The following is a 14,387-nucleotide window of genomic DNA, read 5'->3' on the forward strand; positions in this document are numbered from 1 at the left end:
ACGGGCAAGCACAGCTTGCCCGTTTTTTCTTCGCCAAGGGAGCCGCTCATGAGCAACGAATTCAACCCCAACGACCCCTTCTCCCTATTCCGCCAGTTCTGGCAAACCGCCACGCCGCCGGGCATGCAGCCCTTTCTGCCGCCGATGAGCGAGGAGGAGATCGAGCGCAAGCTGGCGGAATTGCGCGTGGTGGAAAGCTGGCTGACCATGAATATGGGCATGCTGAGCATGCAGATCAAAGCCCTGGAAATGCAGAAGTCCGCGCTGCACTCGATGCGGCCTAAAGACCCGCCGCACAATTGAAACCGCCCCCGCCCCGATGCGGCTGCGCTCAAGTTTGCTTGGCGCGCAAACAACGCTACACTCTACCGTCCGGCCGCGGATCTTCCTGGCAGAAGCCCGCGGTCGCCATGCCTCAAGGTGATGAACGGGACGGCTCGCCCTCCCCTTTCCCATAACAATTAACGACCACTTTTCCGCGGACTCCATGCGTTTCTCCACTCCTTACGCCGCGCAGCCCGCAGATTCCGGCCTGCCTTCCATCCCCGTCTGGCTGTTCTTGCTCATCGCCGTCGCCTGGCTGCTGCCCGGCCTGGTGGGTCATGAGCCCTGGAAGCCGGACGAAGCCTACACCTTCGGCCTGATCCGCCATATCGCTCAGACCGGCGACTGGATCGTGCCGACGCTGGCCGGCGAGCCCTTCATGGAAAAGCCGCCGCTGTTCTTCATCAGCGCCGCCTTCACCATGCAATTGTTCAGCGGCTGGCTCAGCGCGCCGGACGCCGCGCGGCTGGCCGCCGGCGGCTGGATGGCGCTGGCCCTGGCCGGCACCGCCGTCTCCGCCGGCGCCTTGTACGGCCGCCGCGCCGCCGCCTGGGGCGCCTTGCTGCTGCTGGGTTGCCTGGGCCTGCCGATGCGCGCCCATCAGATGATCACGGACACCGCCCTGCTGGCCGGCGTGGCCTGGGGTCTGGCCGGACTGGTGCTGCTGCGCCGGCGCGCCTTGCTCGGCGGCGCGCTGCTGGGCCTGGGCGGCGGCGTCGCCTTCCTGAGCAAGGGCCTGCTCGGCCCCGGCTGCCTGGGCCTGACCGCCTTGTTGCTGCCGCTGCACCCGGATTACCGCAACCGCCGTTACGCCGGCGGCCTGCTGCTGGCCGCGTTGATCGGCCTGCCGCTGACCGCGCTGTGGGGCTTGAGCCTGTACTTGCGCGACCCGGCCTTGTTCCAGCTGTGGTTCAAAGTGAACAACTTCGGCCGCTTCGACGGCAGCGCCCACCTGGGCCCCAAGGCGCCGCGCCTGTTCTACGGCCGCACCCTGCCCTGGTACGGCATCCCGGTCTTGCCGCTGGCCTTGTGGGGGCTGTGGCGCGGCCGCCGACAATGGACCCGCGCCTGGCCGGCGGCGCCGGCGCTGCTCTGGCTGGTGACGCTGACCGTCTTGTCGCTGGCGGGCGACGCCCGCGAACTCTATGCGATGCCCTTGCTGCTGCCGCTGGCGCTGCTGGCCATCGCCGGTTTGCGCGCCGGCGAATCCCATCGCGGCTGGCGCGCGCTGTCCGGCTTCAGCCTGTTTCTCTGCCTGGCGCTTGGCGCCTTCGTGCTCGCCGTCGCCTGGGTGCTTTCCACCGGCGAACCGGCGCAATGGTCCCGTCACCTGCTGCACCGCAAGTTCACCGATTGGCACCCGCAGTGGCATCCATGGACCTGGCTGGCCTTCGGCCTGATCGCCGGCGGCGCGGCCTGGCTATGGCGACGCTTCCCGGCCGATACCGCGCCCGGCTTCGCCTGGCGCTGGAGCCTGACCATCGTGCTGTTGTGGGGCGGCCTGGCCACGCTGTGGCTACCGGCGCTGGATCACGGCATGCGCTACCGCGAAACCTTCGCCCCGCTGCGCCCTGTCCTGGCCGACATCGGCCGGCAAGGCGAATGCGTCGCCAGCGTCGGCCTGGGCGAACCCCAACGCGCGCTGCTGGACTACTACGCCGATTACCGCACGCTGCGGCTGGAAAGCACGTCGCAAGCCAAAGACTGCCGCTGGTTGCTGGTCCAGTCTCTTCACGACCAGCTGCCGGCCTTTCTCCGCGGTCTGACGCCGATGGCGAGCTTCCAGCGTCCGGGCGACCCAAAGGAACGCTTCCGCCTGTATCGGCTGGAACAACCTCTGGGCCAGCTGTTGGATACGGGAAAATAATTACAATGTATTTAATTTCAGACGAAATCGTCACAATTCGTCACAATTTGCCCCATATTCATTAACAATCACAGCGCCGCGATAACGTAGCCTTAACCCTTTTTTTCTTGAGGTTATGGTATGTCGGCGCTGAACGCGGTGGATTTATTCTGGTCTCTGGCCAGCGGGCGCTTCTCCCGCAAGGACGGATTCGACGAAGGGAAGAATCGCTGCAAATTCGCGCTGCGCGGACTGCTGACCCTGCCCTGGACGCTGCGCTGGCTGGACAGCTGGGGCCAACCCGCGCTGCGCCGCCATCTGCAAGCCAATCCGCGGCTGGCCTGCAAGCTGCACCGCCCCTATCTGTACCGCGCTCTTGGCCCAAGCGGTAAGCTGGCGGCTCTGCGCGAACACTATCAGACGCTGGCGACGCGGGTGTCTCCCGCCGCCTACCGCAGCCTGCTCAGCGACGCCGGTCTGCCGCTGGCCACGCTGCTCGGCAAAAACGAGGCCGCGATCACGGCGGTGCTGACGCACCGCCACAGCTTCGACAAAGAAGGCGAGTTGTCCTTGCAGATCTGCTCGGAGGAAGGGATCGCCATCGCCACGCTGACCTTCACCATCACCCGCCATCAAGGTGAAACCGCCATCATCATCGGCGGCCTGCAAGGCCCGCGCAAACCCCATGGCGCGGAAGCCGTGCACCAGCTCACCAAGCAAAGCCACGGCCTGTTTCCCAAGCGTTTGGCGGTTGAGGCCTTGGTCGCGCTGGCCCAGGAAATAGGCGCCAACCAGGTGCTGGCCGTCAGCAAATGGCAGCATATCTACAGCTCCTGGCGCTATCGCCGCCAGTTCTTTGCCGATTACGACAGCTTCTGGGACACCTTCGACGCCCAGCCCACCGCTTGCAAGCGCTTCTTCAGCCTGCCGCTGCAACTGCCGCGCAAGCCCCTGAGCGAGATCGCCAGCAAGAAACGCGCGGAATATCAGCGCCGCTACGCCTTGCTGGACGAACTGGCCAGCCAGAGCCGCAGCGCCGTCACGCGCCGGGCCGCCGCAAACTGAAAGCAGTCTTCGCGCGGCTGAACTCGTCGCCGCCCAGCTTGCCCACCAAGTCCAGGGCCTTGCTCGCCACGCGGCCGTCCCGCCACGCCTCGTCCGCCACATGCACGTGGCGCACCTCGCCCAACACCAGATTGCCGGCGCCCGCGCCTTCGCCCAGCACCAGGCACTGGCTCAGCACGCATTCGAAACGCAGCGGCGCCTGTTCCACGCCCGGCGCCCTCACCTGCCGGCTGCGCGCCTTGCTCACGCCGGCCAGATCGAACTCGTCCACCTCCGGCGCATAAGGGCCGCAGCTGAGGTTCATCGCCTCCGCCAAGCGCTCCGGCACCACATTAACGACGAACTCGCCGGTGGCGCGGATATTGGCCAGGGTATCCTTCTCGCCGCCGCTGGCCGGCGTCAGAATGCTCAGCGCCAGCACCGGCGGCTTCACGCTGGCCACGGTGAAGAAGGAAAACGGCGCCAGATTGGCCACGCCCCGCAAGTCCTGAGTGCTGACCCAGGCGATGGGCCGGGGCTGCACGCTGCCCACCAGCAAAGGGTAGACCGCCTCCGGCGGCAAGCTCTTGATGTCGCAGTCCATGGGGATTCCTCCTAGATGCCATCATTCTAATGCTGCATAGCAGCAAAATACCAGCGCCGCCAATTGCGCCCGGCGATGGTGTCGCAACCGCTCGGCAGGTAAAATGACGCGATGAACTCACCTCGTTTTATCCATCTGCGCCTCCATTCGGAGTTCTCCATCACCGACGGCATCGTACGCCTGGATGACGCCATCAAGCGCGCCATCAAGGACAATATGCCCGCGGTGGGCATGTCCGATCTGATGAACATCTTCGGCATGGTCAAGTTCTACAAGGGCTGCCGGGACAAAGGCGTCAAGCCCATCGTGTCCTGCGATGTCTGGCTGGAAAACGAGGATGACCGCGACAAACCCTATCGCCTGATGCTGACGGTGAAGAACCGCCAGGGCTACGGGCGCTTGTGCGAACTGCTGGCCGACGCCTACACCCACAATCAGTACCGCGGCCGCGCCGAACTCAAGCGCGCCTGGCTGGAAAACGGCGACAACAGCGGCCTGATCTGCCTGTCCGGCGCCCACATGGGCGATGTGGGCCAGGCCCTGCTGATGGGCCAGCGCGACGAGGCGCGCCGCCGCGCCGAATATTGGGAGAGCTGCTTCCCGGACAGCTTCTACCTGGAGTTGCAGCGTCTGAACAACCCGCAGGTGGAGCACGCGCTGCAAGCCTCGCTGTGGCTGGCCGGCGAGACCGGCCTGCCGGTGGTGGCCACCCACCCCATCCAGTTCATGGACCCGGACGACTTCAAGGCCCACGAGGCCCGCGTCTGCATCGCCGAGGGCTTCACCCTGGGCGACAAGCGCCGGCCGCGCAGCTTCGAGGAAAACCAATACTTCCTGTCCACCGAGCAGATGCTGGAGCGCTTCGCCGACATCCCCGAGGCGCTGGAAAACTCGGTGGAAATCGCCCGCCGCTGCAATATCAGCGTGCAACTGGGCAAGAACTACCTGCCGCAATTCCCGACGCCGGACGGCATGACGCTGGACGACTACCTGGTGCACCTGTCCCAGGAAGGATTGGAAGAACGGCTGGCCAAGCTCTATCCCGATCCGGAAACGCGCGCCCAAGAGCGGCCGCGCTACGACGAGCGCTTGAAGATCGAGTGCGACACCATCATCCAGATGGGCTTCCCCGGCTACTTCCTGATCGTGGCGGACTTCATCAACTGGGCCAAGAACAACGGCTGCCCGGTGGGTCCCGGCCGCGGCTCCGGCGCCGGCTCGCTGGTGGCCTACAGCATCGGCATCACCGACATCGACCCGCTGGCCTACGCGCTGCTGTTCGAACGCTTCCTCAACCCCGAGCGGGTCTCCATGCCCGACTTCGACATCGACTTCTGTCAGGACAACCGCTACCGCGTGATTGAATACGTGCGCCAGAAATACGGCGCCGAAGCGGTGTCGCAGATCGCCACCTTCGGCACCATGGCGGCCAAGGCCGTGGTACGCGACGTCGGCCGGGTGCTGGACTTGCCGTATATGTTCTGCGACGGCATCTCCAAACTGATTCCCGCCGCGCCCGGCAAGCAATACTCGCTGGACGACGCTGTGGAAATGGAGCCGGTGCTGCGCGAGCGGCTGGAAAACGAGGAGGAACTGCGCGAGCTGTGGGAGTTGGCCAAGAAGCTGGAAGGCCTGACTCGCAACATCGGCATGCACGCCGGCGGCGTCTTGATCGCGCCGGGCAAGATCACCGACTTCTGCCCGATGTACCAGGCCAGCGGCGACGGCTCGGTGCCGGTGTCCATGCTGGACAAGGACGATGTGGAAAAAGTGGGCCTGGTGAAGTTCGACTTCCTCGGCCTGCGCAACCTGACGATTATCGAACTGGCCGTCGGCTACATCAAGGACCTGGACCCCAGCTTCGACACCGACCTCAATCTGCTCGAGTTCACCGACGCCGCCGCCTACAAAGTGCTGCAGCAGGCCAATACCACCGCCGTCTTCCAGCTTGAATCGGACGGCATGAAGCGGCTGCTGGAAAAACTGAAGCCCGACCGTTTCGAAGACATCATCGCTGTGCTGGCCCTGTACCGTCCGGGCCCGCTCGGCTCCGGCATGGTGGACGACTTCATCCTGCGCAAGGCCGGCAAGCAAGAGGTCGACTACTACCACCCGGACCTGCAGGCCTGCCTGGACCCGACCTACGGCGTGATCGTCTACCAGGAACAGGTGATGCAGATCTCGCAGATCATCGGCGGTTACACCCTGGGCGGCGCCGACATGCTGCGCCGGGCGATGGGCAAGAAAAAACCGGAGGAAATGGCCGAGCACCGCGGCAAGATCGCCCAGGGCGCGGCCACCAAGGGCTACGACCCCAAGCTCGCCGAAATGCTGTTCGACCTGATGGCCAAGTTCGCCGAGTACGGCTTCAACAAGTCGCACACCGCCGCCTACGCCGTGGTCTCCTATCAGACCGCCTGGCTCAAGGCCCACCACACCGCGGCCTTCATGGCGGCCACCATGTCCTCGGAATTGGACAACACCGACCAGCTCAAGGTGTTCTACGACGACAGCGTGGACGGCAAAAACGGCCTGATCTTCCTGCCGCCCGACGTCAACCAGAGCTACTACCGCTTCGTGCCCGTGGACCGCAAGCACATCCGCTATGCGCTGGGCGCGATCAAGGGCACCGGCGAAGCCGCCGTCGACCACATCGTCGCGGTCCGCGCCGCGTCCGGGCCGTTCAAGGACTTGTTCGACTTCTGCAGCCGCACCGACAAGAAGATCGTCAACAAGCGCGTGATCGAAGCGCTGATCCGCGCCGGCGCCTTCGACAGCATAGAGCCCAACCGGGCCAAGCTGTTCGGCAACGTCGGGCTGGCGATGGACGCCGCCGAACAGGAGCACGCCAACGCCAATCAGGGCGGCTTGTTCGACATGTTCGGCGACGACGTCGCCCCCAGCGTGGAAATGGTCGAGATCAAGCCGTGGAGCGACGCGGTCAAGCTGGCGGAAGAAAAGCTGGCCATCGGCTTCTACCTGTCCGGCCACCCTTTCGCCGCCTACGCCAAGGAAATCCGCGGCTTCATCAAGACCCCGCTGTCCCGGCTCAGCCCGCGCAAGGAGCCCCAGTTGCTGGCCGGCTTCGTCACCGGCATCCGCGTCAAAGTGGGCAACCGCGGCAAAATGGCCTTCGTGCAGCTGGACGACGGCAGCACCAAATTGGAAGTCAGCCTGTTCGCGGAAAGCTTCGAAGCCAACCGCAGCCGCTTGAAAGACGACGTGGTGCTGGTGATAGAAGGCAAGGTCAGCGAGGACAACTTCTCCGGCGGCCTGCGCATCATCGCAGACAAAGTCTATGAGCTGGGCGAGGCGCGCAGCCGCTACGCGCGCAGCCTGTCGCTGAAACTGGCCGGCAAGGTGGACGTCAGCAAACTCAAGGCCCAGCTGCACCCGTTCCGCAGCGAAGACGCCGGCTGCCCGGTGCGCATCCATTACAACAACGGCGCGGCCAGCGGCGACCTAATGCTGCCCCCGCCCTGGGGCGTCCGGCTGGACGACGGGCTGTTGCTGGCGCTGCAGGACTGGCTGGGCAACGACAAGGTCAAAGTGATGTGGTGAGCCGCCGCGCTCCCGCCAAGCCGCGCGCAGCGCGGCTTTTTTCTTGCCCCGCGCTTTGCAAGCGCCGGGCATTGCAGTAGGCTTGCCCGCTCAAACGCACCACAGAAGAGGATGTTTTCAGATGACGGCACGCCCGGCGCAACTCCAAGACGTCGCCCCGGTCTTCCAGATCGAGCAAGCGGTATTCGGCCACCACGTCTACCCGGACTTTTTCTTCCGCCAGGCTCACGACCTGTGGCCGGACCTGTTCTTCGTCGCGCCGGGCGCGCAAGACGGGGCACTGGGCGGCTACATCATCGGCGCGCCGGGCAGCGGGCAAGGCGAATTCTGGATCATGTCGCTGGCGGTCCACGAGCATTGCCGCGGACAAGGCGTAGGCAAGCAACTGCTGCAGGCCTTGCTGCAGGCGCTGCGGGCGCGCCAGGCCAGCCACGCGAAACTGACAGTCCACCCCGACAACCCCGCGGTCAGGCTGTACCAGCAGCTTGGCTTTGTCGTCGTCGAGCATCAGCCTCATTACTTCGGCGACAACGATCCGCGCCTGGTCATGCGCGCGGATTTCTAGCCGTCCAGACGCAACAAAGCCTCCCTTTGGGGAGGCTTGCTTCTAGTTCCGTCCGGCAGCGCAATGCATAAAGCCCAGCTCGTGTGAGCTGGGCTTTGCAATGGGGCGTCTGGCGGTGTCCTACTTTCACATGGCGAATGCCACACTATCATCGGCGCTAAGGCGTTTCACGGTCCTGTTCGGGATGGGAAGGCGTGGGACCACCTCGCTATGGCCACCAGACATAAACTGGTACAAACTTGAAGAAGCCTGGGATGGTCTACACCACCCCGCATATATTCGGTATTCAATTGTGTCGCACAACACTATCTCGTCACTCGGTTTCCCAAGCCACTCAAATGATAGGATCAAGCCTCACGAGCAATTAGTATCGGTTAGCTTAACGCCTCACAGCGCTTCCACACCCGACCTATCAACGTCCTGGTCTCGAACGACTCTTCAGGAGGGTCAAGCCCTCAGGGAAGTCTCATCTTCAGGCGAGTTTCCCGCTTAGATGCTTTCAGCGGTTATCTCTTCCGCACTTAGCTACCCGGCAATGCGACTGGCGTCACAACCGGTACACCAGAGGTGCGTCCACTCCGGTCCTCTCGTACTAGGAGCAGCCCCCGTCAAACTTCCAACGCCCACTGCAGATAGGGACCAAACTGTCTCACGACGTTTTGAACCCAGCTCACGTACCACTTTAAATGGCGAACAGCCATACCCTTGGGACCGGCTACAGCCCCAGGATGTGATGAGCCGACATCGAGGTGCCAAACACCGCCGTCGATGTGAACTCTTGGGCGGTATCAGCCTGTTATCCCCGGAGTACCTTTTATCCGTTGAGCGATGGCCCTTCCATTCAGAACCACCGGATCACTATGTCCTGCTTTCGCACCTGCTCGACTTGTCGGTCTCGCAGTTAAGCTACCTTTTGCCATTGCACTATCAGCACGATTTCCGACCGTACCTAGGTAACCTTCGAACTCCTCCGTTACACTTTGGGAGGAGACCGCCCCAGTCAAACTGCCTACCATGCACTGTCCCCAATCCGGATCACGGACCAAGGTTAGAACCTCAAACACACCAGGGTGGTATTTCAAGGACGGCTCCATGAGAACTAGCGTTCCCACTTCATAGCCTCCCACCTATCCTACACAAGTCTGTTCAAAGTCCAATGCAAAGCTACAGTAAAGGTTCACGGGGTCTTTCCGTCTAGCAGCGGGGAGATTGCATCTTCACAAACACTTCAACTTCGCTGAGTCTCAGGAGGAGACAGTGTGGCCATCGTTACGCCATTCGTGCGGGTCGGAACTTACCCGACAAGGAATTTCGCTACCTTAGGACCGTTATAGTTACGGCCGCCGTTTACTGGGGCTTCGATCAAGAGCTTGCACCCCATCACTTAACCTTCCAGCACCGGGCAGGCGTCACACCGTATACGTCCACTTTCGTGTTGGCACAGTGCTGTGTTTTTGTTAAACAGTCGCAGCCACCGATTCTCTGCGACCTCTCAAAGCTCCTCCCGCAGGGGATTCACTCTAAGAGGCATACCTTCTCCCGAAGTTACGGTATCAATTTGCCGAGTTCCTTCTCCTGAGTTCTCTCAAGCGCCTTAGAATTCTCATCCTGCCCACCTGTGTCGGTTTGCGGTACGGTTCTTATGCAGCTGAAGCTTAGTGGCTTTTCCTGGAAGCGTGGTATCAGTCACTTCAGGTCCGTAGACCCTCGTCATCACGTCTCGGCCTTAAGGGAAGGCGGATTTGCCTACCTCCCCAGCCTACCGGCTTAAACAGACTATTCCAACAGTCTGATGACCTAACCTTCTCCGTCCCCACATCGCACTGCATAAAAGTACGGGAATTTTAACCCGTTTCCCATCGACTACGCTTTTCAGCCTCGCCTTAGGGGCCGACTCACCCTACGCCGATGAACGTTGCGTAGGAAACCTTGGGCTTTCGGCGAGCGGGCTTTTCACCCGCTTTATCGCTACTCATGTCAGCATTCGCACTTCTGATATCTCCAGCATCCCTTACGAGACACCTTCACAGACCTACAGAACGCTCCCCTACCATCTGCACTTACGTGCAAATCCGCAGCTTCGGTTATCAGTTTGAGCCCCGTTACATCTTCCGCGCAGGACGACTCGACCAGTGAGCTATTACGCTTTCTTTAAATGATGGCTGCTTCTAAGCCAACATCCTGGCTGTCTATGCCTTCCCACCTCGTTTACCACTTAACTGATCATTTGGGACCTTAGCTGGCGGTCTGGGTTGTTTCCCTCTTGACGATGGACGTTAGCACCCACCGTCTGTCTCCCATGCTCGCACTTTCCGGTATTCAGAGTTTGCCATGGTTTGGTAAATCGCAATGACCCCCTAGCCATAACAGTGCTTTACCCCCGGAAGTGATACATGAGGCACTACCTAAATAGTTTTCGGGGAGAACCAGCTATCTCCGAGTTTGTTTAGCCTTTCACCCCTATCCACAGCTCATCCCCTAGTTTTGCAACACTAGTGGGTTCGGACCTCCAGTGCGTGTTACCGCACCTTCATCCTGGCCATGGATAGATCACTCGGTTTCGGGTCTACGCCCAGCAACTAAAGCGCCCTATTCGGACTCGGTTTCCCTACGCCTCCCCTATTCGGTTAAGCTCGCTACTGAACGTAAGTCGCTGACCCATTATACAAAAGGTACGCAGTCACGGAACAAGTCCGCTCCCACTGTTTGTATGCATCCGGTTTCAGGTTCTATTTCACTCCCCTCCCGGGGTTCTTTTCGCCTTTCCCTCACGGTACTGGTTCACTATCGGTCGATCATGAGTATTTAGCCTTGGAGGATGGTCCCCCCATCTTCAGACAGGATTTCTCGTGTCCCGCCCTACTTATCGTACGCCTAGTCCTTGGAATGCGTTTTCGTGTACGGGCTATCACCCACTATGGCGGTCCTTTCCATGAACCTTCCACTAACACAATCCATAACACGTACAGGCTCTTCCGCGTTCGCTCGCCACTACTAACGGAATCTCGGTTGATTTCTTTTCCTGCAGCTACTTAGATGTTTCAGTTCGCTGCGTTCGCCTCCTCAGACCTATGGATTCAGTCTGGGATCTCCTTGCGGAGGGGTTTCCCCATTCGGACATCGCGGGATCAAAGCTCTATTGCCAGCTCCCCCGCGCTTTTCGCAGGCTTACACGTCCTTCTTCGCCTATGATCGCCAAGGCATCCACCAGATGCACTTAGTCGCTTGACCCTATCATTTCAGTAACCTAGATCACCAAAACAACAAGTGTGTTTGTGCGACGACTACACCGCCCCTTTTGATATGGCGACGTAGCCTAGATACAATCAAATACCCAAGATGACGATCCGTCCGCGTAAAGAGTTAACTCTACGCTTCCTTCTCGCCGTCTTTATATATTCGGCTTCTTCAGTTTGTTAAAGATCGGGCGTTAAAAATACAACGCAAACACAATCAAGCTATCTTGCAAACTCGCTTGTGTTTGAGTTGTGGTGGAGGATGACGGGATCGAACCGACGACCCCCTGCTTGCAAAGCAGGTGCTCTCCCAACTGAGCTAATCCCCCTCTAAACCTGAAATGCCGCATTGAAACGCGCCTCGTGTGCATCAGCACACTTCGCCGCCTTTCGCCTTGCCTTTCAGCTTTATTTGTGCGGCCGGATTACTCCGACAACAGAAATTCTGGTGGGTCTGGTTGGACTCGAACCAACGACCCCCGCCTTATCAAGACGGTGCTCTAACCAGCTGAGCTACAAACCCATTTCTTGTTCAGCCATCGCTGGCTGACGCCCTTAACTACAAATAACCGATAGGCTGTAAGTACTCGATCAACAACCTTCTCTAGAAAGGAGGTGATCCAGCCGCAGGTTCCCCTACGGCTACCTTGTTACGACTTCACCCCAGTCATGAATCCCACCGTGGTAAGCGGCCTCCTTACGGTTAGCCTACCCACTTCTGGTGAAACTCACTCCCATGGTGTGACGGGCGGTGTGTACAAGACCCGGGAACGTATTCACCGCAGCATGCTGATCTGCGATTACTAGCGATTCCGACTTCACGCACTCGAGTTGCAGAGTGCGATCCGGACTACGATCGGTTTTATGAGATTGGCTCCACCTCGCGGCTTCGCGACCCTCTGTACCGACCATTGTATGACGTGTGAAGCCCTGGTCATAAGGGCCATGAGGACTTGACGTCATCCCCACCTTCCTCCGGTTTGTCACCGGCAGTCCCATTAGAGTGCCCAACTTAATGATGGCAACTAATGGCAAGGGTTGCGCTCGTTGCGGGACTTAACCCAACATCTCACGACACGAGCTGACGACAGCCATGCAGCACCTGTGTTAACGCTCCCTTTCGGGCACCACCACATCTCTGCGGCGTTCGTTACATGTCAAGACCAGGTAAGGTTTTTCGCGTTGCATCGAATTAATCCACATCATCCACCGCTTGTGCGGGTCCCCGTCAATTCCTTTGAGTTTTAACCTTGCGGCCGTACTCCCCAGGCGGTCAACTTCTCGCGTTAGCTACGCTACCAAGGATTCAAACCCCCAACAGCTAGTTGACATCGTTTAGGGCGTGGACTACCAGGGTATCTAATCCTGTTTGCTCCCCACGCTTTCGTGCATGAGCGTCAGTGTCATCCCAGGGGCTGCCTTCGCCATCGGTATTCCTCCGCATCTCTACGCATTTCACTGCTACACGCGGAATTCTACCCCCCTCTGACGCACTCTAGTCGTGCAGTCTCCAATGCCGTTCCCAGGTTAAGCCCGGGCTTTCACATCAGACTTGCACAACCGCCTGCGCACGCTTTACGCCCAGTAATTCCGATTAACGCTTGCACCCTACGTATTACCGCGGCTGCTGGCACGTAGTTAGCCGGTGCTTATTCTTCCGGTACTCTCAGACCCAGCGGTTATTAACCACTAGGATTTGCTCCCGGACAAAAGTCCTTTACAACCCGAAGGCCTTCTTCAGACACGCGGCATGGCTGGATCAGGCTTGCGCCCATTGTCCAAAATTCCCCACTGCTGCCTCCCGTAGGAGTCTGGGCCGTGTCTCAGTCCCAGTGTGGCGGATCATCCTCTCAGACCCGCTACTGATCGACGCCTTGGTGAGCCTTTACCTCACCAACTAGCTAATCAGACATCGGCTGCTCGTATAACGTGAGGCCTTTCGGTCCCCCACTTTCCCCCTCAGGGCGTATGCGGTATTAATCCGGCTTTCGCCGAGCTATCCCCCATTACACGGTACATTCCGATGCATTACTCACCCGTTCGCCACTCGTCAGCGGTGCAAGCACCCTGTTACCGTTCGACTTGCATGTGTAAAGCATGCCGCCAGCGTTCAATCTGAGCCAGGATCAAACTCTTCAGTTCAATTCCAAGCAAATTTTCTGGCACGCAAGATCAAAGAAACATCGAGACATTTCTCGTCTTGCAGTGCAAGTGTCTGGTCATCGACCGAGCACTTACACCTATCGGTTATTCGTTCTGTTAAAGATCGGTGCAGATCGCTGCGTTTCGTTTCCGTCGCTGCGTTGTCTGCTGAGGAGGCGAACTATACGTCAGCCCCCTAAACTCGTCAACATCTTTCGTGAAAGATTTTTGACAAAAGAGGCCTCTCGCAAGCTATCCCCATGATTTATATTGAATCATCCATATGAAGAATTTCAGCGTAGCCGCCATGCACTGGTAGGGACTGTCGTTTCCGGATTGAAAAAACGATAATTCCCCTCCTCGTCCGCCCTTCTAGAAGCACAATCATGCGCAACAAAACCTGGATTTTCGACCTGGACGACACGCTGCACCACGCCAGCGGCGGCATCTTCGCCCATATCAGCCACGCGATGTCCGCTTATATGATGAAACATCTGCAAGTGGACGCGGTGGAAGCCCGCTTGCTGCGCGAGCGCTATTGGGCGCAATACGGCGCCACCATGCATGGGCTGGTCACCCACCACGGCATCGACCCTCATGACTTCCTATTGGAAACCCATAAGCTGGAAGAACTGGAGCAATGGCTGTTCGCCGAGCACAATCTGGCGGAATCGCTGAGCGCGCTGCCGGGCCGCAAGCTGATCTTCTCCAATGGCCCGCACCATTATGTGCAAGGCATTTTGCAGCGCCTGGCGATAGAGCGGCACTTCCACTCTATATATGGCGTCGAGCAAGTGGACTACGTGCCCAAGCCGCATGTCGGCGCCTTTCGTAAAGTTCTGGCGCAAGAGCGGCTGGATCCGCGGCACTGCATCATGGTGGAGGACTCGCTGCCCAATCTGCTGACGGCGAAGAAGCTGGGCATGAAAACGGTCTGGGTCAGCAAGCAGGTGCGGCGGCCTGCGCATGTGGATATCCGCATCGCCTCCATCGGCGAGCTGGCGCGCCGTCGCTGGGACTGAAATAAAAAAAGGCCGGAATCCCGGCCTTTTCCTATATAGAGTA

At 59.9% G+C, this 14,387-nt stretch carries 7 protein-coding genes, 2 tRNA genes and 3 rRNA genes; 6 read left to right on the plus strand and 6 right to left on the minus strand.

Annotated elements, in window-relative coordinates; all coding sequences use genetic code 11:
* Positions 1-48 precede the first annotated feature (48 nt).
* The 3 genes from HQN78_RS15085 (at position 49) to HQN78_RS15095 (ending at position 3,235) form a co-directional block, all read left to right on the plus strand.
* Positions 49-303 carry a PhaM family polyhydroxyalkanoate granule multifunctional regulatory protein gene (locus tag HQN78_RS15085; protein WP_107800821.1) on the plus strand — a complete coding sequence of 85 codons (255 nt, stop codon included), beginning with the start codon at positions 49-51 and terminating at the stop codon, positions 301-303.
* 184 nt (positions 304-487) lie between these two features.
* Positions 488-2,191, plus strand: coding sequence for a glycosyltransferase family 39 protein (locus HQN78_RS15090; RefSeq protein ID WP_235084692.1), 1,704 nt, complete (start codon positions 488-490; stop codon positions 2,189-2,191).
* Between the two features lie 120 nt (positions 2,192-2,311).
* Complete coding sequence (locus HQN78_RS15095; RefSeq protein ID WP_235084695.1) at positions 2,312-3,235, plus strand: VirK/YbjX family protein; 924 nt, start codon at positions 2,312-2,314, stop codon at positions 3,233-3,235.
* On the opposite strand, the gene HQN78_RS15100 is transcribed toward HQN78_RS15095, so the two are convergent.
* The gene (locus HQN78_RS15100) at positions 3,210-3,818 is read right to left on the minus strand and encodes a flavin reductase family protein (RefSeq protein ID WP_235084698.1); all 609 of its coding nucleotides are present in this window, start codon (positions 3,816-3,818) and stop codon (positions 3,210-3,212) included. The two genes, HQN78_RS15095 and HQN78_RS15100, sit on opposite strands and share 26 nt — an antisense overlap.
* Positions 3,819-3,929: 111 nt before the next feature.
* Between HQN78_RS15100 and dnaE the strand changes: the two genes are divergently transcribed.
* Positions 3,930-7,379, plus strand: coding sequence for a DNA polymerase III subunit alpha (gene dnaE / locus HQN78_RS15105; RefSeq protein WP_235084701.1), 3,450 nt, complete (start codon positions 3,930-3,932; stop codon positions 7,377-7,379).
* A 121-nt stretch (positions 7,380-7,500) separates the two neighbouring features.
* Complete coding sequence (locus HQN78_RS15110) at positions 7,501-7,944, plus strand: N-acetyltransferase (RefSeq protein ID WP_107800826.1); 444 nt, start codon at positions 7,501-7,503, stop codon at positions 7,942-7,944.
* A gap of 107 nt (positions 7,945-8,051) precedes the next feature.
* Here the strand turns inward: HQN78_RS15110 and rrf are convergent.
* From rrf to HQN78_RS15135, 5 genes are all read right to left on the minus strand, one after another.
* Positions 8,052-8,166, minus strand: a 5S ribosomal RNA gene (gene rrf / locus HQN78_RS15115).
* A gap of 121 nt (positions 8,167-8,287) precedes the next feature.
* A 23S ribosomal RNA gene (locus HQN78_RS15120) occupies positions 8,288-11,175 on the minus strand.
* Between the two features lie 258 nt (positions 11,176-11,433).
* Positions 11,434-11,509 (minus strand) — tRNA-Ala (locus tag HQN78_RS15125).
* A gap of 117 nt (positions 11,510-11,626) precedes the next feature.
* Positions 11,627-11,703 (minus strand) — tRNA-Ile (locus HQN78_RS15130).
* Positions 11,704-11,788: 85 nt separating this feature from the next.
* A 16S ribosomal RNA gene (locus HQN78_RS15135) occupies positions 11,789-13,322 on the minus strand.
* Together the 16S, 23S and 5S rRNA genes with 2 tRNA genes alongside form the textbook arrangement of a ribosomal RNA operon.
* 386 nt (positions 13,323-13,708) lie before the next feature.
* Between HQN78_RS15135 and HQN78_RS15140 the strand changes: the two genes are divergently transcribed.
* Positions 13,709-14,344 carry a pyrimidine 5'-nucleotidase gene (locus HQN78_RS15140; protein ID WP_107798019.1) on the plus strand — a complete coding sequence of 212 codons (636 nt, stop codon included), beginning with the start codon at positions 13,709-13,711 and terminating at the stop codon, positions 14,342-14,344.
* Positions 14,345-14,387: the final 43 nt, after the last annotated feature.

Origin of the sequence: Chromobacterium sp. Beijing (genome assembly GCF_021496765.1) — a bacterium.
In the GTDB taxonomy this organism is placed as follows: domain Bacteria; phylum Pseudomonadota; class Gammaproteobacteria; order Burkholderiales; family Chromobacteriaceae; genus Chromobacterium.